Here is an 18,831-nt window from a genome sequence, read left to right as displayed (position 1 = left end):
TTCAAGATGAGTAAAAGAGTCAACTTTTATTTTGTCAGGCAAAACTGAGAGGCTACGATCTCCCCCACGAGGAGGTAGATCGGCAGTTGCGGCGACGCGCTAACCCAGATGCTCTGCCCGCAGTTTCTCTTTCATCCGTGCCAGTGCCGGCTCGCCCCCGGCCGCGAGCTCCCTGGCGATCCGGGCGAGATCGCCGTCCGCCTTGCGGTATTTGCTGCCCCAGGCGCCGAGCGTCGCCAGCACCGGGAGCAGGTCGATGCCCGCTTCCGTCAGCCGGTAGATCGCCTTCAGCCCGTGGCTGGGGTCGTCGCTGCGGGTGAGGATGCCTTCGTCCTGCAGCGTCTGCAGCCGCTCGGCCAGCGTTCGCGACGATATGCCCTCGTCCGACTGAAGGAATTCGCGAAAATGCCTTTTTCCGGCGAAGACAAGGTCGCGGATGATGAGCAGCGTCCAGCGGTCGCCGATGAGCTCGAGCGACAGGCTGATCGGGCAGCCGGACCTTTCCTTTGTCGACATAAATTCGGTTCCATTTTTAAATCACTTTACTATTGACATCGTTCGCCTCAAGTGTCAAACAGTTCCAAAAGTAAAGCAATTAAGAGCATGAGGAGGCCCGGAGATGAAGAAGCTTATCCTACAGATGCAGATGTCGGTCGACGGCTTCGTCGGGGCGATTGAAGAGCATCGCTGGCAGCTTTGGGATTGGGACGAGGAGAGCGACTGGGACGACGAGCTGAAGGCGGACTTCAATGCCGTCTTCGACACCATCGATACCATTCTGCTCAGCCGCAAGATGGCCGAGGACGGCTATGTCGGCCACTGGAGCAATGCGGCGGGGAAATATCCGCAAGACCGCTTCCACGCCTTCGCCCAGCGCATCGTCGAAGCGCAAAAAGTGGTGCTGAGCGACAGGCTGAATGCCTCGCGCTGGGAGCGCACACGTGTCGCCAGCGGCGACCTGCCGCGCGAGGTCAATGCGCTGAAGGCGGGCGAGGGCGGCGACATCGCCGTGTTCGGCGGCGCCGGTTTCGCCTCGGCCCTGACCGCCGCCGGGCTGGTCGATGAGTTCCAGCTCTTCATCAATCCGGCGGTGCTGGGCGCCGGCCGCCGCATCTTCGACCAGGGCGGCTTCGCCAGGCTGAAACTGCTCGGGTCCAAATCCTATGCCTGCGGCATGGTGGTGAGCCGCTACGCGCCGGCCGGGTGAGGGGGATCAAGGCGCGCTGCTCGAATCAATCGGACAGCGCACTGTCTCAATCGCTTGTTCGATCGCGCTTTTCCTCGGGGACGATCAACTGTCCCGCCTTATTGGCTTGGATACGGCCCCTGTGCGTGGATTTCCCGGTATCCCGCCTCATCATTGGCTGCGGCCGTGAGCCACCAGGCCTCAAGCGGCGTCAGACCGATGAGCACGCGGCCGGCCAATTCGGCGGGCTCCTCATTGGCCGTATCAAACACCGCCCAACTGCCGGTGGGGTCCAGCACCGCGACGAATCTCATCCGAGACTCCATCCATGATGAGCACCTAATCTAACAGGCGTTTCATGGCGTTCCTATGATCTGGCTCACACAAGCTGGCCTTGTCCACCGATCGTTTCGTGCCGAGCGGCAAATCCGAACGACGCGGGCAATGCCGGCGCGCGGCCTCACTGTCCCGCCTGATCCGCATCCGTCAGCGTGCCGAGGAAAGCGACGATGTCGTCGATCTCGGCATCGGTCAGCACCGGCTTGTCGCCAGGCTTCCTGCCGTTGAAGGGCGGGTCCGTACTGAGATTCCCCCAATAGGCTTTTGGCAGGTCGTCGAATTTGTCGACCGTGCCGTCGGCGTTCCTCGGATACCAGCGGCCGGGGTCGCTGTCGCGGCTGGCGTAAAAGGCCACCGCCTCGCGCAGCGTGTGGAAATAGCCGTTGTGGAAGAAGCTCTTGCGCAGCGCCACGTTGCGCAGCGTCGGCGTCTTGAACAGGCCGCAATACTCGCCGTGGCCCTTGAAATCGGTGCGCACCGGGCCGCAGAGGCCAAGGTCGAAATAGTTGGGATCGGCGTTTGCCGGGATCGCCGGATTGCGTGGCACGGCGATGGCTATCAGGCCGTAGTCGGTGAATTGCGGCGGCTCGCCATCATTGGCGGGCTCGCTGAGATGGCAGCTTGCGCAATTGCCTTTGGTTTCGTCCTCGAACAGCGCCCGGCCGCGCAGCTCCTGCTCCGTCAGCTGCGCCTTGCCGGCCAGGAAGGCGTCGTAGCGGCTGGAATAGGGATAGAAGTCGACGCTGCTCTGCTCGAAGGTGCCGAGCGCTTCCACCGCGGCATCGAAGGCATCCTGCGGATGCTCGAAAACATCCGCGCCGAACGCCGCCTCGAAGGCCTCGGCATAGGGCGCCTTGCGCAAGCTGGCGATCACCTGGGCTTCGTCCTTGTTGCCCATCTCGAAGGGCGACAAAAGCGGGATCCGGGCCTGGTCCTTGCCGTGGTCGGCGCGGCCGTCCCAGGTCAGCCCGCCGGTCGGGCCGTTGTCGACGCTCTCGTCGCCCTCGTCTTCGGAATCGTAGAAATGCTCGGTGAAGGCGGGCGCCGCCTGCAGGTAGCGCAGCGACGGCACCGCGCGCAGGCCCGGCTGGTCGAGATTCTGCCCGCCCATCTCCACCGGCGCGGCCGAGGCCGGGCCGAAGGCATGGTTGGGATCGTGGCAGGACGAGCAGGCCTGCTTGCCCGAGGCCGACAGCGCCGGATCGAAGAACATCTGCCGCCCGAGCGCCGTCAGCGCCTCGGCGCGCGCGAAGGCTTCCGCGCGCGTCATCGGGCCGGGGTGGACGCTGCCGGACGGGAGGCTTTGGGCCGGCCAGAGGATGGCGCCGGCGAGCGTTGCGAAGGCGACGGAGGTCCAGCGTGTCATAGTTTTGCGTAGGCGTGGATTGCTACGGATTGATGACATTTGAGACGTGGTCATTTGCGCGCGTCGAGTTCCTTCGCGCCCCTCTGTCCTGCCGGACATCTCCCACCACTTGGGTCCCACTTGGGGGAGATTGACAGTTGCACCGAAGGTGCCATTCCTGCAACGCTGGTCCCCCCGAGGGAGATGTCCGGCAGGATAGAGGGGGGCGCTGTCCCGCCAGCGTAGCAGGTTCGCTTAATGCCCATCGCGCTCCACCCCCCTGTCACAAAGCTGACAAGCACCCGCCCTAGCGTCGCCTGGTTTCTCCAGCCATTCCCCAGCCACGAGGCATCCCTAAATGATCCGGTCTTTCCTCTCCCTTTGCCTCGCCTCGACGGCGCTGGCATCGTTCGCCGCTGCTGCCCAGGCGGCTCCTCCCGGCTATGACAAGATCGACACCGTCGTCGTTATCTATGCCGAGAATCGCAGCTTCGATAATCTTTATGGCGGCTTCCCCGGCGCCAATGGCCTCGCCAACGTCTCGACCGACCAGGCGCGCCAGCTCGACCGCGACGGCAAGCCGCTTTCCGAGCTGCCGCCGGCCTGGGGCGGACTGACCGGCAAGGGTGTGACCCCTGCGGTGACGGAAGCCCAGACCGCGCATCTCGCCAATGCTGTCTTCGCCATCGACGATCCCAAGGGTTTCAACGAGGGCACCAACGTCATCACGCATGATCTTTGGCACCGCTTCTACCAGGAGCAGATGCAGATCGACGGAGGCAAGAACGACAAGTTCGTCGCCTGGGCCGATTCCGGCGCGCTGGTGATGGGCCATTATGACGGCTCGGTGCTGCCGATGTGGGCGGTGGCCAAGAAATACGTGCTCGCAGACAATTTCTTCCAAGGCGCCTTCGGCGGCTCCTTCCTCAACCACTTCATGCTGGCTTGTGTCTGCGTGCCGTTCTATCCGCATGCCGACACCAGCCCGGCGAAGGGCCAGATCGCCGTCGTCGAGCCCGACGGCGTGACGTTGAAGGTGGCCGATAATTCGCCGGCCTCCGCGCTTGGCGGCGTGCCGAAATTCGCCAATGACGGCGCGATCACGCCGGACTTTTATGTCGTCAACACCATGCAGCCGCCTTACCAGCCGAGCGCCAACAAGCCGGCCGAGGGCGGCGACAAGGCGCTCGCCGATCCGGCCGCGCCGACCACGCTGCCGCCGCAGCACGACATCACCATCGGCGATCTGCTGTCCCTGAAAGGTATCTCCTGGGCTTGGTATAGCGGCGCCTGGCAGGCGGCGCTCGACGGTAAGAACGCGACGCCGGTGCCGAACTTCCAGTTCCACCACCAGCCCTTCAACTATTTCGCGGCCTACGCGCCGGGCACGGCCGCGCGGGCCGAACACCTCAAGGATGGCGGCCTCGACGGCACCGAGTTCATCAAGGCGATCGACGACGGCAAGCTGCCGGCCGTCACCTTCTACAAGCCGCAAGGCAATTTGAACGAGCATGGCGGCTACGCCGATGTGTCGTCCGGCGACAAGCACCTCGCCGATATCGTCGCGCATCTGGAGAAGAGCCCGCAATGGCAGCATATGCTGGTCGTCGTCACCTATGACGAGAACGGCGGCTTCTGGGACCACGTCGCGCCGCCCAAGGCCGACCGCTGGGGGCCGGGCAACCGCGTTCCGGCCTTCATCATCTCGCCCTATGCCAAGATAGGCACGGTCGACCACACGCAGTACGACACGACCTCGATCCTGCGCTTCATCACCGCCCGCTACGACCTGCCGGTGCTGCCCGGCCTCGTCGCCCGCGACAAGGCGCTGGCCGCCAACAACGAGCCGCCGATGGGGGATCTCACGGCCGCGCTTGATCTGACGAAGTGAGGCGCCTTTCCTCTCCTCCGCGAATGCGGGGGAGAGGTGGCCGCGCAGCGGCCGGAGTGGGGGCCTTCGTAGGGCGGTCCCCCTCTCCGTCGCGGCTTCGCCGCGCCACCTCTCCCCCATTTCATGGAAGCGAGGAAACGCTAATTGCCAAGTCAGCGCCTAACCTTCCCGGTTTCCTCACGAATTCTCGTCCGCTATCAATGACCTCCAAATCGGACGAGGACATTCGATGAGCGAACTAAAGATCAGAACTCGTGCGACCGGCGCTTCTGCCATCCTGCCGCCCGGCGGCCTTCCGACCGTCACGACGCCGACCGGCGGCGCGGTGGATGTGGTGACTTCGGTCAGCGCGCCCGGCTTCAACCCGCTGGACTTGCTCTTTGCCTCCCTGGCCGCCTGCATGGTGCTGAGCGCCCGCATCGCCGCAACGCGCCTCGGCGTTGCCAACCGACTTGGCGAGGTGAGGGCGGAGGTCGGCGGCGAGAAGGCGAAGGACGAACCCTCGCGGGTCGAGACATTCACCATCAGGCTGGAGATTGCCGGCGATCTCGACGCTGCCACCAAGCGGCGCATCGTCGAGGATGCCGAGACGATCTGCACCGTCTCCAACACGTTGCGCGGCGCGCCGGCGCTGCACGCGACGCTTGGGTGAATGCATGGCCCATCTTTCTCCGATCGACTACGCGACCGCTTCACCCGAAATCCGCGCCGAGCACGACCGCGAGCTCTTACTGCGCGGCCGCATGACCAACATGAAGCGCATCCTGCTGCACTCGCCGGCCGCGCACCGCATCTACGCCGAATGGTTCACGCTGCGGGATCTGCTCAGGTCCGCGCTCGACGACCGCGCGATATGGCTGTTGTCGATGGCGATCGCCGAGACGATGCGCGCCGAGGTTCCGGTCACCTTCTTCCGCCGCGCGCTGATCGACGGCAGCCTTGATCCCGAGGCGATCGAGCCCACCGCCGACGAGGCGCTACTGATGTCCTTCGGCAAGGCAGTCGCCGCCGACGCGAATGCCGTTCCCGATGAAATCTGGGCCGCGCTCAAGGCGCGCTACGACGAGACGCTCCTGGTCAACCTCGTCGCCTTCGCCGGCATCATGGTGGCGACATGCGTGTTCACCAGTGCGGTGAAGGTGGATATGGATCAGGAGCTGGAGAGGTATCGCAAACCCTCTCCTTCTCCCCTTGTGGGAGAAGGTGGCTCGGCGCGATCGCGCCGAGACGGATGAGGGGTGTTCCAGCTTGGCGATAAGCGTGAAATCGCCGCCGCCTCATTCCTTCCAGCACCCCTGATCCGACCTCGCTTCGCGAGGCCACCTTCTCCCACAAGGGGAGAAGGAGAGGGCGCCCGGCTCAGCAAGAATCGGGTGGCCGCGGCATTTCCTTCGCCCCATCTTCGGGACAACCAAGCGATGGAGCCAACCCATGACCATCCATTCCCTGAACACCAAGCGCGCCGGCCGCTCCGCCGAATCCCGCGTCGCAGCACAGGACTGGCGCGCTCTGGTTTCCGAGCTCAACGCCCAAGGCTGCGCGGTCATGCCCGGCCTTCTGTCTGCGGAGGAATGTGCCGAAATCGCCTTCCTCTATCCGCACGAAGAACATTTCCGCAGCCATGTGCTGATGGCGCGGCACGGCTTCGGCAAGGGCGAGTACCGCTATTTCCGCTATCCGCTCCCCGATCTGATCGAGGGCCTGCGCACCGCGCTCTATCCGCGGCTCGCCACCGTCGCCAACGACTGGAACGAGAAAATGGGTGCAGCGCTGCGCTACCCCGCCGACCACGCCGCCTTTCTCAAGCGCTGCCACGACGAAGCCCAGACCAAGCCGACGCCGCTTTTGCTGCAATACGGCCCCGGCGACTTCAACTGCCTGCACCAGGATCTTTACGGCGCGCTCGCCTTTCCGCTGCAGGTGGCGATCCTCTTGTCCGAGCCAGGCGAGGATTTTACCGGCGGCGAATTCGTGCTGACCGAACAGCGCCCGCGCATGCAAAGCCGCGCCGAGGTGGTGCCGCTCAAGCGCGGCGATGCGGTGATTTTCGCCGTCCACAACCGGCCGGTGCAAGGCACCAAGGGATATTACCGGGTAAACCTGCGGCACGGGGTCAGCCGCTTGCGCTCGGGGCGACGGCATACGGTTGGCATCATCTTCCACGATGCGAAGTAGGGTGCGGCGCCGAAGCGCCAATCTCCCCCACAAGAGGGAGATTGGCTGTCGCCGCCGCCTTCGCCAACTTTCGCCGTCCAGTCTGCGGCGCTTCTGCCTCTTCCATAGCCGCCGCCGTTCGGGTAAGCGCTCGGCCAAATCCCGCCACCCCAGCGCCCTTACCCGGACCGCCCATGATCCGTCTCGAAAGCATCGGCAAGCAGAACGGCCGACAGATCGTCTTCATCGAAGCCTCGGCCGCCTTGCAGAAGGGCGAGAAGATCGGCCTCGTCGGCCCGAACGGCGCCGGCAAGACGACGCTGTTCCGCATGATCATAGGCCAGGAGCAGCCCGACGAAGGCCAGGTCTCGGTCGATCGCGGCGTCACCATCGGCTATTTCAGCCAGGATGTCGGCGACATGGCTGGTATGAGCGCCGTCGCCGAGGTGATGGAAGGCGCTGGTCCGGTCAGTGCGGTGGCCGCCGAGATGCGCGATCTCGAGCACGCCATGGGCGATCCCGATCGCGCCGGCGAGATGGATCAAATCATCGAGCGCTATGGCGAGTTGCAGCATCGCTTCGAGGAGCTCGACGGCTATGCGCTGGACGGCCGCGCCCGCGAGGTGCTCGACGGCCTCGGCTTCTCCCAGGAAATGATGGACGGCGACTTCGCGAAACTTTCCGGCGGCTGGAAAATGCGCGTCGCGCTCGCCCGCATCCTGCTGATGCGGCCCGACGTCATGCTGCTCGACGAGCCGAGCAACCATCTCGACCTCGAAAGCCTGATCTGGCTGGAGAAATTCCTGAAGGACTATGACGGCGCGCTGCTGATGACCTCGCACGACCGCGAGTTCATGAATCGCATCGTCTCCAAGGTGATCGAGATCGACGCCGGTGCGCTGACCTCCTATTCGGGCAATTACGAATTCTACCAGGAGCAGCGGGCGCTGGCCGACAAGCAGCTGCAGGCGCAGTTCGAACGCCAGCAGGCGATGCTCGCCAAGGAGATCGCCTTCATCGAGCGCTTCAAGGCGCGCGCCTCGCACGCCGCCCAGGTGCAGAGCCGGGTGAAGAAGCTCGACAAGATCGACCGCGTCGAGCCGCCGAAGCGGCGCCAGACGGTGGCCTTCGAGTTCCAGCCGGCACCGCGCTGCGGCGAGGACGTGGCGACGCTGAAGAATATCCACAAATCCTATGGCAGCCGCTCGATCTATGCCGGCCTCGACTTCCAGATCCGCCGCCGCGAGCGCTGGTGTGTGATGGGCGTCAACGGCGCCGGCAAGTCGACGCTTTTGAAGCTGGTGGCCGGCGCCTCAGAGCCCGACCAGGGCACCGTGGCGCGCGGTCCGAGCGTCAAAATGGGCTATTTCGCCCAGCATGCCATGGAACTGCTCGACGGCGAGCGCACCGTCTTCCAGACGCTGGAGGACAATTTCCCGCAGGCAGGCCAGGCGCCGCTCCGGGCGCTTGCCGGCTGCTTCGGCTTCTCCGGCGACGAGATCGAGAAGAAATGCCGCGTGCTGTCCGGTGGCGAGAAGGCCAGGCTGGTGATGGCGCTGATGCTGTTCGATCCGCCGAACCTTCTGGTCCTCGACGAGCCGACCAATCACCTCGACATGGCGACCAAGCAGATGCTGATCGAGGCGCTGGCGCAATATGAAGGCACCATGCTCTTCGTCTCCCACGATCGCCATTTCCTGGCCGCGCTGTCGAACCGTGTGCTGGAGCTCACGCCCGACGGCATCCACACCTACGGCGGCGGCTACACGGAATATGTCGCCCGAACAGGCCAGGAAGCGCCGGGACTGCGCGGGTAGGGCCGCGCGGCTTCTATGCTGGCGGCCCCTCCCGGTGTGGCAGAAGCCTTGAAATGCTGGCGGGACAGCGCCCCCCTCTGGCCTGCCGCACATCTTCCCCACGAGGGGGGAGATTGGCAACTTGGGCGCCCCGCTCAATCCAGCGACGTTGGCGATTGGCGAAAGCCGCGGTGACGTCCAATCTCCCCCCTCGTGGGGAAGATGTCCGGCAGGACAGAGGGGGGCGCGAAGGAACTCGACCGATCTTATCCTTGCTTCGCCAACCCGCGCTCGATCAGCCTCGCAAGCCGCGCCGAGAACGCCTTGGCGTCCGCCGGCTTGTCGCCGTCGAGCACGCGCGCCTCGTCATAGAGGAGATGCGCGGCGTCTTCCTTGAAGCTCCGCTCCTCGACCCCGAGCTTGGCGAGTGCCGCGACCCGCTCGTGCCGCGGGTTGATCTCGAGGATCGGCTTGGCCGCCTTGTCGAGGCGACCGGCGGCGTTGAGCAGGCGCTCGAACTGACGATCGGGGCCATGCTCTGGCGCGACCAGGCAAACCGCGCTTTCGGTGAGCCGGTCGGAAGCCTTCACATCCGAAACCTCGTCTCCCAGCGCCGTCTTTACGAAGGCCAGGAAGGTCGCGATTTCGGACGGGATTTCGGCATCCGGCTTCGAACCGGTGTCGAGCAGGGGGATCTCCGACAGATCGGCTGCACCCTGCGTCACCGACTTCAACGGCTTGCCGTCGAATTCCGGCGCCATCGTCGTCCAGAAGCTGTCGACCGGATCAGTCAAAAGCAGGACTTCGATGCCGCGCGCCCGGAACCCTTCGAGCTGCGGCGAGGCTTCCAGCCGGGCGCGGTCGTCGCCGGCCATGAAGAAGATCGCCTTCTGGCCGTCCTTCATCGCCGCGACATAGTCGGCCAGGCTGCGCAGGGTTTCGCCGGAGGTGGTGGAGCGGAAGCGGGCAAGCTTCAGCAGTTGCTCGCGCCGCTCGTAATCCTCGTAGAGCCCTTCCTTGAGCACGACGCCGAAATTCTCCCAGATCTTGGCGTAGGCTTCGGCATCGTTGTCGGCTGTCTTGGCGAGGTCGCCAAGCACGCGATTGGTCACGCCCTTGCGGATCGCGGCAAGCAGCGGACTTTCCTGGATCATCTCGCGCGAGACGTTGAGCGGCAGGTCGGCGGAATCGACCAGGCCGCGCACGAAGCGCAGGTAGCGCGGCAGCACATCGGCATCGTCGGTGATGAAGACGCGCCGCACATAGAGCTTCATGCGGCCCTTGCGGTCCTGGTCGAACAGATCGAACGGGCGTGAACCCGGCACGAAGGCGAGCACGCTGTATTCCTGCCGGCCCTCGGCGCGGAAGTGGATGGTAGCGGCCGGCTCGTCATACTGGCCGGCGACGCTGCGGTAGAAATCGGTGTATTCTTCCGCCTTGATCTCGCTCTTTTGCCGCACCCACAGCGCCGTGCCGTCGGCGATGTCGCGTGGCTCGGCGCCCGGCTTCTCGATAAGCGCGATCGGCACCGGCACATGGCCGGAGTGGGACTTGGCCAGCCCCTCCAGCCGGTAAGGCGTGGTGTAGGAGGCTGCATCCTCCATCAGATGCAGCACGACGCGCGTGCCGCGTTTCGGCGCCGCGGCAAGCGGCACGGAAGCGATCTCGTAGGTGCCTTTGCCGTCGGACGACCAGCGCCAGGCTTCCTCGCTGCCGGCCAGGCGGCTGATGACGTCGACATGATCGGCCACCATGAAGACCGAGTAGAAGCCGACGCCGAACTGGCCGATGAGTGCCGAGTCTTCGCTCGCCTTGCCGGCCTCGACGCGCTCGATGAAGGCGCGCGTGCCCGAGCGGGCGATCGTGCCCAGCGCCTCCGCCATCTCCTCGCGGCCCATGCCGATGCCGTTGTCCTCGACGGCGAGCTGCTTGCTGTCTGGATCGGCCGAAATGGTGATGCGCGGCTTTGCGTCCTCGCCCAACAGTTCGGGGCGGGTGATGGCCTCGAAACGCAGCTTCTCGCAGGCGTCGGCGCCGTTGGAGATCAGCTCGCGCAGGAAGACGTCCCGGTCCGAATAGACCGAATGCACCATCATGTGCAGCAGCCGCGAGACGTCCGCCTCGAATGTCCTGGTTTCCGTCGTTTTCGTATCCGTCGTCATTCAGAATTCCTGCGCTAGTCTTTCTATCCGCCGCGCCAGCGCGCGCCGGGTCATCAATCTCTCAGCCGTTGCTGTTTGTACTAAGGGTACCGTCCGCCAGCGCCGCTGGCGCCTGCGAAACCATGTCCGGCACCAGAATATCGTGGCGGCGCGCGAAGGCAACAAGGGTTGCCCTGACCGTTTCCGCGTCGATCTCCCCGGCAATGCCGGCTTTGCAGGCGTTGAGCGCGATCTCATGCGCGCTGCTCCTGTTCGCCGAAGGCCAGTCCTGAAGCAGGGCATGCGCCTCCATCACGGTTTCGAGCCTTGCTGGCAAGCCCATGCCGACGAGAATGGTGACAGGTTCTTCAAAGTGGTCGTGTTCCATGGTCCGAACCTCCTTTCGACTGCACGGCGATCGGATCGGGGCGAGGACCACCGGATGCGTGGCGACGCGGGTAGGGCGACTGCAGCACGATGCCGTGCGATTCCAGATGGTTGAGGATGTTGGCCTCGAGGCTTTGAATCGCCGCGGCCGGCCCCGTGTGCGCCACGGCTTTGGATTGGAGCAATCCCGGCGGCGGGAGCGCCTTGTGGGCCTTTACCAGCGCCTCGATCCAGGCGCCAACGGCGAGCGGTATCCGCGCGCGGCCGTCGACCCAGCGTGCCACTTCGCTTTGCGGATGGTTGAGCTCCTGAGCCAGGTCGACGGCGTCCCACCTCAGCACCTTCATGCATTCACGCAAACGTCCCGCAATCACAGTAACCTCCTTCAGCATGCCCGTATCGAATGCGGTCATCGATGCGGTGCAATTGACGAAGGACCCGCCTGGTGGGACGGGCCCAGTTCCTTGTTCAGCCCTTGGCGCCTGCCGTCGCCGACACCTGCTGCGCCGCCAGGAACATCAGCGTTGAGGCGGCGGTACGGCGTCTCCAGCCGGCGGCTTCGGCCGCGTCGAGCAATCCTGCAAGCTGCGGCTGCAGAGCGATTCGGCACTCCGCCTCATAGGCGAGGAATTCGCTCGGCTCATGTGTCGGTGCCGGCACCGGGCCGGTACCGCTCATCACATCCATGATGGCCTCCCAATCTGTCGCACGAGGCCCGCTCCCGAAGCCGGGCGCGGGCCTTTGGTCAGCGTCTTAGAAGTCCATGCCTGCACCGGTGGGCATGGCGGGCGCGGCTTCCTTCTTCGGCTTCTCGGCCACCATCGCTTCGGTGGTGACGAGCAGGCCGGCGACCGAGGCGGCGTCCTGCAGCGCGGTACGCACGACCTTGGCAGGGTCGATGACGCCCTGGCTGTAGAGATCGCCATATTGACCGGTCTGGGCGTTCCAGCCATAGGCGAAGTCGGTCTTCTCGCGCAGCTTGCCGACAATAATCGAGCCTTCCGCCCCGCTGTTTTCGGCGATCTGGCGAGCGGGAGCCTCGATGGCGCGCCGCACGATGTCGACGCCGTATCTCTGGTCAGGATTGTCGACGGCCACCGCGTCGAGCGCCTTGGCGGCCCTGAGCAGCGCCACGCCGCCGCCCGGAAGGATGCCTTCCTCGACCGCGGCGCGGGTCGCATGCATGGCATCGTCGACGCGATCCTTGCGCTCCTTGACCTCGACCTCCGTCGAGCCGCCGACGCGGATCACCGCGACGCCACCGGCAAGCTTGGCCAGACGCTCCTGCAGCTTCTCGCGATCGTAGTCCGAGGTGGTCTCCTCGATTTGCGCCTTGATCTGCGTAACGCGACCCTGGATCTCCTCCTTCTTGCCGGCGCCGTCGACGATCGTGGTGTTCTCCTTTTCGACCACCACCTTCTTGGCTCGGCCGAGCATCTCCAGCGTGACGTTTTCCAGCTTGATGCCGAGATCCTCGCTGATGGCGGTGCCGCCCGTGAGGATGGCGATGTCTTCCAGCATGGCCTTGCGGCGATCACCGAAGCCCGGAGCCTTGACGGCCGCGACCTTGAGGCCGCCGCGCAGCTTGTTGACCACCAGCGTCGCCAGCGCCTCGCCTTCGACATCCTCTGCGATGATCAGCAGGGGCTTGCCCGACTGCACCACCGCCTCCAGCACCGGGAGCAGGGCCTGCAGATTTGAGAGCTTCTTCTCATGGATCAGCACATAAGGCTCTTCCAGCTCGACGCGCATCTTGTCCTGGTTGGTGATGAAATACGGGCTGAGATAGCCGCGATCGAACTGCATGCCTTCGACGACTTCCAACTCGGTGTCGGCGGTCTTGGCTTCCTCGACGGTGATGACGCCTTCGTTGCCGACCTTCTGCATCGCTTCGGCTAGGAAGCGGCCGATCTCGGCGTCGCCATTGGCCGAAATCGTGCCAACCTGGGCGATCTCGTCATTTCTGGTCACCTTGCGGGCGTTAGTCTTCAACTCCTGGACAACAGCCTCGACTGCTTTGTCGATGCCGCGTTTCAGATCCATGGGATTCATGCCCGAAGCAACGGCCTTGGCGCCTTCCTTGACGATCGCCTGGGCGAGAACGGTTGCGGTGGTCGTGCCGTCGCCGGCAATGTCGCTGGTCTTCGACGCAACCTCGCGCACCATCTGCGCGCCCATGTTCTCGAACTTGTCCTCGAGCTCGATTTCCTTCGCGACGGTGACGCCGTCTTTGGTGATGCGTGGGGCGCCGAACGACTTGTCGATGACGACGTTGCGGCCCTTCGGACCGAGGGTCACTTTCACCGCGTCGGCGAGGATGTTGACGCCGCGCAGCATGCGCTCACGGGCGTCGGAATGGAACTTCACTTCCTTGGCAGCCATTGGAACACTCCTTCAGCAGGCAGCTTTCGTTGACCGGATAGAGTTGGGCCGGCTCAGGCCGCTTTTCCGAGCGCGGATGTCTGTTCGATCACACCCATCACGTCGCTTTCCTTCATGATGAGCAGGTCTTCGCCGTCGAGTTTGATCTCGGTGCCGGTCCACTTGCCGAACAGGATGCGGTCGCCGACCTTGACGTCGAGGGCGACGAGCTTGCCGCTTTCGTCGCGGGCGCCGGGACCGACGGCGATGATCTCGCCTTGCTGCGGTTTTTCCTTGGCTGTGTCGGGGATGATGATGCCGCCGGCCGTCTTCTCCTCTGCCTCGACGCGGCGGACCAGAACACGGTCATGCAATGGATGGAACTTCATATCGTTCTCCTTCGGGACAAACAGATTTTGAGAGGTTCCTCCACTCCGGGCCGGAAGGCCCGGAGCAGGGCTCGCGATCCTTTCGGCATCGCGCGCATGTGGATGTGGTTTTGCCTTTTCTGGTTTCAAGAGGTCGCGGAAAAATTTTTGGCACTCGTGCCATGCGAGTGCTAATGCCATGAAAACATGAGCCGAATCAGAACGGGTAGCGTGCTTCTCCGCTTGAATTTTCCGGAAGGCGGAACAAAATCATTCGAGCCCTCGACGAGTGAGCGCATTGAAGCTGAAGCTGTCGAAAGGAGTTTTGGAAGACGGAGGACCAGATGAACCGACAGGATGTCTCGCCGATAATCCCTTCTCTTGTTCCCGAAACATGCGATCTTGCGTTGGATCGGCTGCTGTCGCCGGCAAGGCATTTCAAGCACCCCGACGAGGTCGTGAAGGACGATACCCTTGACCTTCAGGAAAAGCGGGCAATCCTGTCGTCCTGGGCGTCGGATGCCTGTGCCGTTGAGTCCGTCCCGGCGTTGCGGCTGCCTCCGGGAAGCGATCTGCCGGTCTCCTTCGATCAGATCATGAATGCGCTATGCCAACTCGACGCCGCGGCCGCGCAGTCGACGCGCACGAGTAACCGTCGGCAAATTATTGACCGCCTGGATGCATGACATCTTCTATGATGACTATGCGGCTTTGGGGGCGCTGCACTTCTTCGTGCGCGCCGCCCCACCATCGCCCTGCAAGACCTTTAGATGGCTATTGCCATGCGTTGAAGGCGGGTCCCAGTCGCAGGTTCTTGGTGCAAAGCTGAACGGCTCAGGCCCCTTGACGCAAGGTAAATCAATTCCCAAATCGATTTTCGCCGGCGCTTGCAAGAGGCCGGCAAGGTCAAGGAGCGCCGCGTCCTTGGCGCTCCTCGTATCTATGTTGCTCAATGGAGGATGTAGCTATGAGAAACAGTTTCGACTTCTCTCCCCTGTTCCGGTCGAGCATCGGCTTTGATCGAATGCTGAGTGCGCTCGAGACGGCAAGCCGTATCGAAACCGCTGACAACTGGCCACCCTACGATATCGCCAAGACAAGCGAGGACGACTATCGCATCACTATGGCGGTGGCGGGCTTCAGCCAGGAAGAACTGGCCATTACCCAGGAGCAGAATATGCTCATGGTTTCTGGTCAGAAGGCAGGCGAAGACAAAGGTGAGTACCTGCATCGCGGCATTGCCGGCCGCGCGTTTCAGCGCCGCTTCGAGCTTGCCGACCATGTCAAGGTCGTCGGTGCCAGCCTCGTCAACGGCCTGCTCACGATCGATCTCAAGCGCGAGATTCCGGAAGAAATGAAGCCTCGCCGGATCGACATCGCGGCGGACAAGGCAGTGCCAAAAGCCGCGACGAAAAAGATCGAAGAGAAACAGGCCGCTTGAGGCCTCTTCTCGGCGCTACGTGCGGAGCGCCGGGTGATGTGTCCCGGCGCTTGAGGCATTGTCTTCCGGGCGAACGGAAAGGAGGAAAGCAATGAGTGTCCGCGATCTGATTCCCTGGGGCCGAAGCAATGGCAACCAGCTACCGAGTGTCTTTCGTGATGGCGAACGCGATCCGTTCCTGTCGCTGCATCGCGAGGTGAATCGGCTGTTCGACGACGTCTTCCGCGGCTTCGGCTCCGGCTTGCCGTCGTTGGGCGGCGTCTCAGCCCTCGGTGGCGGCTGGCCGAGCGTCGAGATCTCCGACAACGAGAAGGAGATCAGGGTGGCGGCCGAAGTGCCAGGCCTGGAGGAGAAGGACATCGAGGTCCTGCTCGATGACGGCGTGCTGACGCTGAAGGGTGAAAAGCGCTCTGAGACATTGGACAAGGAACGGCAGTTCTCGGAGCGCGTCTATGGTCGCTTCGAGCGTCGCATCCCTCTGGGCTACGAGATCGAAGAAGACAAGATCGATGCTCGCTTCAAGAACGGTGTGCTGACGGTAACGCTGCCCAAGACCGCGAAGGCGCAGTCGCAGGCCAAGCGCATCGAAATCAAGAGCTGATATCATGGCGGGGGTTGGACTGATGGCAACAGCCCCCGCCATATACGGAACGGCCGACGCTGGCGCGGGTGCTGACGAGAGCGTGGGATGATTGCCTGTTACGCGAGCCGCTGGCACTGCCACGCAACGCGCGTCGATGTCGTTCCGCCGAACGCTGCTCCACTGGAACCACTTACCGCGCTTGGCGCAGATGTCGCTTACGGAACATCGCGCAAGCGTCTGGAAAGGTGCGATAACCTTAATTTCTTCCGTCTTTTGGAGAGGGTTCCCGTACGGAATGCAAAGGGCTAGATTAGCAATTCGTTAATTAATACGGCGGGTGTGAGCGTAAGAGGTGTGCCGTTATGAATTTCAAATCCCTGATCAAGCGGGCCGAAAACGTAGACAAGGAATTTCAGGAGCTTCAGTCGGATTTGGCGGAAGCTTTCGAGGAATGTCTTGCGGCTGACGAACAGACGTCGATTGAGGACGACATGGTCGCCGATCTGGCGGCGGGCGACGAGGATCCTCCGGCCGAAAGCCAGCCCGAGGCAGTGGCCTCGCGGCTGACGCCGCATACTCAGACGCGGCTGGCCGCGCTGGAAGCGGTCTCCGGGCTTTTCCGCGACGGGCAGGGCCATCTGGAGGAGATCGAGGCGAGGCTGGCGGAAATCGCCACCGCGCATCAGATGACGCGCGACATCCTGAATGTCCTGCATCGCGACGCGCTCCGCGCCAACGAGCTGGAGCTGGCGAACGCCGCTCTGAGCGCCGAACACAAGACCATGTCGGAACAACTGCTCGACGCCGCCAGGAAGCAGCGCGAACGCGACGGCGCGGCCGAGGCCTGGCAACAGCGCGAGGCAAGCCTTGTCCAGGACCGGGAGGCACTGCGCGAGGCGCTTGCGGCGGTGCGGCTCGAACTGGTCGAGATGGGCAACGAGAGCGCAAGGCGCGAGGCGGAATTCGGCGAGATCGTCAAGACGTTGACCGCCAAGACCGTCGAAGCAGACCGGCGTGCCGCCGAGAACAAGCTGCTGCGCGAAAAGCAGGTCGGGCTTTCGGTCGACCTGGAGCAGGCGCAAAAGCGCGAGGCCGAGGCCCGGCACAAATTCGACGAGTTCGCCGCCGCCCACGCCAACGAAACCGCGCGAATTTCCGAGCTGTTGGCCCAGATCGGCAGCCACGACAAGGAGGAGGCTCGTCTGCAGAAGTCGCTGGAGGCGGCGCAGGCCAAGCTTGCCGAAGTGGCCGAGGCAGCCAGCATCGCCGAAAGCGACGGGGCGGCCGAGCTGGCGCGGAGCCAGGCGGAGATGCGCGGATTGCGTTCCGAGATCCAGGAACTGCAATCGCGGCTGGAGCAGGCCTCGAACGACAAGACCGAAGCCGCGGCCGAGATGACGAGGCTCAGGGCGCAGTTGAACGATGCCGTGACCGAACGGCAGATCGCGGAGGAACGGCTGGCGGTTCTCAGGAACGAGAGCGAAATGGACAAGAAGAACCTGTCGGTGGTCAGCACGAATCTCTCGCAGCTTTCCCTGCAGCAGGCGTCCGAGCAGATCCAGCTCGATATCCAGAAGCAGGAATGCGAGGATCTACGCGCCGAGATCGTGACGCTCAATGCCCGCATCCAGGAGCTGCTGCCCTACGAGCGGCTGCACAGGGTGACGGATGCCAGGTCGCGCAAGGACGTCGTGCCCATAACCAACGGCATCATCGCGGAAGCCGCGCGCCCGACCGCGCGGCGCAACAGCCGGCGCAACATGCGTGCCAACGCAAGTTAAAGCGCTCGCGGTATCAGCCTGTCGGCGTTGCTGCATCTAAGGCGCGTCTCGCTGAAACGACGCGCTTTAAGCCCTTGTTTTGAATGCATGTCGTTCTCCCAAAACCGCTGCTCGCTTTTGGGCGACATGCATCGGGAGAGAGCCTACTTGCCGGCCATATGGTCGGCAAGCTGCTGCGCCTCGGCAAGCAGCGCCGGGAAGGCCGGATCGCCCGGCAGGCGCGCGGCCATGCAGGCGCGATAGTCGCCGTCGCCTTTTTCCCAGGCGGCATTGGCGGAATCATAGGCCTGCTGGTCCTTGAGGTCCGAGCCCTGATAGGTCTCCTGGAATTTCTGGGCGGTCGCGTCCGCCGTGGTCCAAATGGCCTCGCAGGCCGCGATCTTCGGTATGGGCGGTGATGCGGGCGCCTCGGCGATCAGCACGCGGTCGCCCTTGACGACCGCGACGACGACCTGCTGGTCGTAGATAGGCCCCACATCCTGCGTCCAGCCGCCGAGCCGGGCGACGGTGATGTCGGCGCCTTCCGGTTTCTTCAGCGGAAAGTCGAGCGTCTTCACGAAGGCGGCATCGGCGCCAATCGCCTGGGTGTAGAAGCCATCGAGCTTCAGCGCCTCGTCGAGGCTGGTGGGCAGCCTGAGGCTTTCATCGTCCCCGTCGGCCCTTGACTGCAGCCAGCGGTCGGCGAGACCCCGCGTCGTCGCCACGATGCTCGGGCCTTCGTCGCTCTTGGCGTAACGCAACCCGTCGAGCATGCCGAAGCCGATATCGGAGGCGCTCAGGCTTTCCAGATTGATGGTGCCGGTTGCCGGAAAATCCTTGACCGAAAGCGGGCCGAGAATGGCCGAAAGACGCTTTTCGAGATCGGCCTGCGCCTTGGCATTCGCGGCATCGAGCGCTTCCACTTGAGCGTTCGAGCTTTCCAGCGCCGCGATGTCGGAAATCGCCTTGTCGCGCGCGGCGATATAGTCGTCCTCAGGCGAGGCCGCGAAAGCCGTGCCGCCCGCGAGAGCGAACAGAAGCGTCCAGATCAACCGCATGATGCAACCCCCGCGATGCGT

20 protein-coding genes are annotated in these 18,831 nt (G+C 63.8%); 10 read left to right on the top strand and 10 right to left on the bottom strand.

Annotated elements, in window-relative coordinates; translation table 11 throughout:
• Positions 1 to 99: 99 nt before the first annotated feature.
• Positions 100 to 516, bottom strand: a complete 417-nt coding sequence (locus tag P9236_RS23045; RefSeq protein ID WP_278076871.1) for a helix-turn-helix domain-containing protein — start codon at positions 514 to 516, stop codon at positions 100 to 102.
• 103 nt (positions 517 to 619) lie between these two features.
• Here P9236_RS23045 and P9236_RS23040 point away from each other — a divergent pair, with 103 nt between their 5' ends.
• Positions 620 to 1,207 (top strand): dihydrofolate reductase family protein, encoded by a 588-nt coding sequence (locus P9236_RS23040; protein ID WP_278076870.1) that lies wholly within the window; start codon positions 620 to 622, stop codon positions 1,205 to 1,207.
• 98 nt (positions 1,208 to 1,305) lie between these two features.
• On the opposite strand, the gene P9236_RS23035 is transcribed toward P9236_RS23040, so the two are convergent.
• Both P9236_RS23035 and P9236_RS23030 read right to left on the bottom strand, forming a co-directional pair.
• A complete protein-coding gene (locus P9236_RS23035; protein ID WP_278076868.1) occupies positions 1,306 to 1,500 on the bottom strand; it encodes a hypothetical protein in 195 nt (64 codons plus the stop codon).
• A 146-nt stretch (positions 1,501 to 1,646) separates the two neighbouring features.
• The gene (locus P9236_RS23030; protein WP_278076866.1) at positions 1,647 to 2,891 is read right to left on the bottom strand and encodes a cytochrome-c peroxidase; all 1,245 of its coding nucleotides are present in this window, start codon (positions 2,889 to 2,891) and stop codon (positions 1,647 to 1,649) included.
• Between the two features lie 337 nt (positions 2,892 to 3,228).
• Here P9236_RS23030 and P9236_RS23025 point away from each other — a divergent pair, with 337 nt between their 5' ends.
• From P9236_RS23025 to P9236_RS23005, 5 genes are all read left to right on the top strand, one after another.
• The gene (locus P9236_RS23025; RefSeq protein WP_278076864.1) at positions 3,229 to 4,761 is read left to right on the top strand and encodes an acid phosphatase; all 1,533 of its coding nucleotides are present in this window, start codon (positions 3,229 to 3,231) and stop codon (positions 4,759 to 4,761) included.
• A gap of 229 nt (positions 4,762 to 4,990) precedes the next feature.
• Positions 4,991 to 5,413 carry an OsmC family protein gene (locus tag P9236_RS23020; RefSeq protein ID WP_278076863.1) on the top strand — a complete coding sequence of 141 codons (423 nt, stop codon included), beginning with the start codon at positions 4,991 to 4,993 and terminating at the stop codon, positions 5,411 to 5,413.
• A gap of 4 nt (positions 5,414 to 5,417) precedes the next feature.
• Positions 5,418 to 5,996: a hypothetical protein gene (locus tag P9236_RS23015; RefSeq protein WP_278076862.1), complete on the top strand. Its 579-nt coding sequence runs from the start codon at positions 5,418 to 5,420 to the stop codon at positions 5,994 to 5,996.
• Positions 5,997 to 6,192: 196 nt separating this feature from the next.
• Entirely contained in the window at positions 6,193 to 6,936 is a 744-nt protein-coding gene (locus P9236_RS23010; RefSeq protein WP_278076860.1) for a 2OG-Fe(II) oxygenase, read from the top strand.
• A 173-nt stretch (positions 6,937 to 7,109) separates the two neighbouring features.
• Positions 7,110 to 8,732, top strand: coding sequence for an ABC-F family ATP-binding cassette domain-containing protein (locus tag P9236_RS23005; protein WP_278076859.1), 1,623 nt, complete (start codon positions 7,110 to 7,112; stop codon positions 8,730 to 8,732).
• A gap of 245 nt (positions 8,733 to 8,977) precedes the next feature.
• Here the strand turns inward: P9236_RS23005 and htpG are convergent, their stop codons facing one another.
• The 6 genes from htpG to groES all read right to left on the bottom strand — a co-directional run bounded on the left by htpG (position 8,978) and on the right by groES (position 13,989).
• A complete protein-coding gene (htpG, locus tag P9236_RS23000) occupies positions 8,978 to 10,873 on the bottom strand; it encodes a molecular chaperone HtpG (RefSeq protein ID WP_278076858.1) in 1,896 nt (631 codons plus the stop codon).
• Between the two features lie 61 nt (positions 10,874 to 10,934).
• Positions 10,935 to 11,240 carry a DUF982 domain-containing protein gene (locus P9236_RS22995; RefSeq protein WP_278076857.1) on the bottom strand — a complete coding sequence of 102 codons (306 nt, stop codon included), beginning with the start codon at positions 11,238 to 11,240 and terminating at the stop codon, positions 10,935 to 10,937.
• Positions 11,221 to 11,652, bottom strand: coding sequence for a hypothetical protein (locus P9236_RS22990; RefSeq protein WP_278076856.1), 432 nt, complete (start codon positions 11,650 to 11,652; stop codon positions 11,221 to 11,223). The genes P9236_RS22995 and P9236_RS22990 overlap by 20 nt, the downstream gene beginning before the upstream one ends.
• 55 nt (positions 11,653 to 11,707) lie before the next feature.
• The gene (locus P9236_RS22985; RefSeq protein WP_278076855.1) at positions 11,708 to 11,926 is read right to left on the bottom strand and encodes a hypothetical protein; all 219 of its coding nucleotides are present in this window, start codon (positions 11,924 to 11,926) and stop codon (positions 11,708 to 11,710) included.
• A 66-nt stretch (positions 11,927 to 11,992) separates the two neighbouring features.
• Positions 11,993 to 13,621: a chaperonin GroEL gene (groL, locus tag P9236_RS22980; protein ID WP_278076854.1), complete on the bottom strand. Its 1,629-nt coding sequence runs from the start codon at positions 13,619 to 13,621 to the stop codon at positions 11,993 to 11,995.
• A 53-nt stretch (positions 13,622 to 13,674) separates the two neighbouring features.
• Entirely contained in the window at positions 13,675 to 13,989 is a 315-nt protein-coding gene (groES, locus tag P9236_RS22975; protein ID WP_278076853.1) for a co-chaperone GroES, read from the bottom strand.
• 323 nt (positions 13,990 to 14,312) lie between these two features.
• On the opposite strand from groES, the gene P9236_RS22970 reads away from it, so the two are divergent.
• The 4 genes from P9236_RS22970 (at position 14,313) to P9236_RS22955 (ending at position 17,773) form a co-directional block, all read left to right on the top strand.
• Positions 14,313 to 14,654, top strand: a complete 342-nt coding sequence (locus P9236_RS22970) for a hypothetical protein (protein ID WP_278076852.1) — start codon at positions 14,313 to 14,315, stop codon at positions 14,652 to 14,654.
• A gap of 281 nt (positions 14,655 to 14,935) precedes the next feature.
• The gene (locus tag P9236_RS22965) at positions 14,936 to 15,409 is read left to right on the top strand and encodes an Hsp20 family protein (protein WP_278076851.1); all 474 of its coding nucleotides are present in this window, start codon (positions 14,936 to 14,938) and stop codon (positions 15,407 to 15,409) included.
• Positions 15,410 to 15,500: 91 nt separating this feature from the next.
• Positions 15,501 to 16,010, top strand: coding sequence for an Hsp20/alpha crystallin family protein (locus P9236_RS22960; RefSeq protein ID WP_278076850.1), 510 nt, complete (start codon positions 15,501 to 15,503; stop codon positions 16,008 to 16,010).
• A gap of 344 nt (positions 16,011 to 16,354) precedes the next feature.
• Positions 16,355 to 17,773, top strand: coding sequence for a hypothetical protein (locus P9236_RS22955; RefSeq protein WP_278076849.1), 1,419 nt, complete (start codon positions 16,355 to 16,357; stop codon positions 17,771 to 17,773).
• A 143-nt stretch (positions 17,774 to 17,916) separates the two neighbouring features.
• Here the strand turns inward: P9236_RS22955 and P9236_RS22950 are convergent, their stop codons facing one another.
• Positions 17,917 to 18,810: a hypothetical protein gene (locus tag P9236_RS22950; protein WP_278076848.1), complete on the bottom strand. Its 894-nt coding sequence runs from the start codon at positions 18,808 to 18,810 to the stop codon at positions 17,917 to 17,919.
• Positions 18,811 to 18,831: the final 21 nt, after the last annotated feature.

Origin of the sequence: Mesorhizobium sp. WSM4884, assembly GCF_029625675.1 — a bacterium.
Lineage (GTDB): Bacteria > Pseudomonadota > Alphaproteobacteria > Rhizobiales > Rhizobiaceae > Mesorhizobium.
Note: the sequence above shows the minus strand (reverse complement) of the source record. Positions and strands in the feature narration are given on the sequence as shown.

What these genes read in the sequence shown, in the direction of transcription:
- P9236_RS23035 (WP_278076868.1), bottom strand. Translation starts at nt 1,500, where the DNA reads ATGAGATTCGTCGCGGTGCTGGACCCCACCGGCAGTTGGGCGGTGTTT.
- P9236_RS23025 (WP_278076864.1), top strand. Translation starts at nt 3,229, where the DNA reads ATGATCCGGTCTTTCCTCTCCCTTTGCCTCGCCTCGACGGCGCTGGCA.
- P9236_RS22950 (WP_278076848.1), bottom strand. Translation starts at nt 18,810, where the DNA reads ATGCGGTTGATCTGGACGCTTCTGTTCGCTCTCGCGGGCGGCACGGCT.
- groES (WP_278076853.1), bottom strand. Translation starts at nt 13,989, where the DNA reads ATGAAGTTCCATCCATTGCATGACCGTGTTCTGGTCCGCCGCGTCGAG.
- P9236_RS23010 (WP_278076860.1), top strand. Translation starts at nt 6,193, where the DNA reads ATGACCATCCATTCCCTGAACACCAAGCGCGCCGGCCGCTCCGCCGAA.
- P9236_RS23020 (WP_278076863.1), top strand. Translation starts at nt 4,991, where the DNA reads ATGAGCGAACTAAAGATCAGAACTCGTGCGACCGGCGCTTCTGCCATC.
- P9236_RS23045 (WP_278076871.1), bottom strand. Translation starts at nt 516, where the DNA reads ATGTCGACAAAGGAAAGGTCCGGCTGCCCGATCAGCCTGTCGCTCGAG.
- P9236_RS23005 (WP_278076859.1), top strand. Translation starts at nt 7,110, where the DNA reads ATGATCCGTCTCGAAAGCATCGGCAAGCAGAACGGCCGACAGATCGTC.
- P9236_RS22960 (WP_278076850.1), top strand. Translation starts at nt 15,501, where the DNA reads ATGAGTGTCCGCGATCTGATTCCCTGGGGCCGAAGCAATGGCAACCAG.
- P9236_RS22985 (WP_278076855.1), bottom strand. Translation starts at nt 11,926, where the DNA reads ATGGATGTGATGAGCGGTACCGGCCCGGTGCCGGCACCGACACATGAG.
- P9236_RS23030 (WP_278076866.1), bottom strand. Translation starts at nt 2,891, where the DNA reads ATGACACGCTGGACCTCCGTCGCCTTCGCAACGCTCGCCGGCGCCATC.
- P9236_RS22970 (WP_278076852.1), top strand. Translation starts at nt 14,313, where the DNA reads ATGAACCGACAGGATGTCTCGCCGATAATCCCTTCTCTTGTTCCCGAA.
- P9236_RS22965 (WP_278076851.1), top strand. Translation starts at nt 14,936, where the DNA reads ATGAGAAACAGTTTCGACTTCTCTCCCCTGTTCCGGTCGAGCATCGGC.
- groL (WP_278076854.1), bottom strand. Translation starts at nt 13,621, where the DNA reads ATGGCTGCCAAGGAAGTGAAGTTCCATTCCGACGCCCGTGAGCGCATG.
- P9236_RS22955 (WP_278076849.1), top strand. Translation starts at nt 16,355, where the DNA reads ATGAATTTCAAATCCCTGATCAAGCGGGCCGAAAACGTAGACAAGGAA.
- htpG (WP_278076858.1), bottom strand. Translation starts at nt 10,873, where the DNA reads ATGACGACGGATACGAAAACGACGGAAACCAGGACATTCGAGGCGGAC.
- P9236_RS23015 (WP_278076862.1), top strand. Translation starts at nt 5,418, where the DNA reads ATGGCCCATCTTTCTCCGATCGACTACGCGACCGCTTCACCCGAAATC.
- P9236_RS22990 (WP_278076856.1), bottom strand. Translation starts at nt 11,652, where the DNA reads ATGACCGCATTCGATACGGGCATGCTGAAGGAGGTTACTGTGATTGCG.
- P9236_RS22995 (WP_278076857.1), bottom strand. Translation starts at nt 11,240, where the DNA reads ATGGAACACGACCACTTTGAAGAACCTGTCACCATTCTCGTCGGCATG.
- P9236_RS23040 (WP_278076870.1), top strand. Translation starts at nt 620, where the DNA reads ATGAAGAAGCTTATCCTACAGATGCAGATGTCGGTCGACGGCTTCGTC.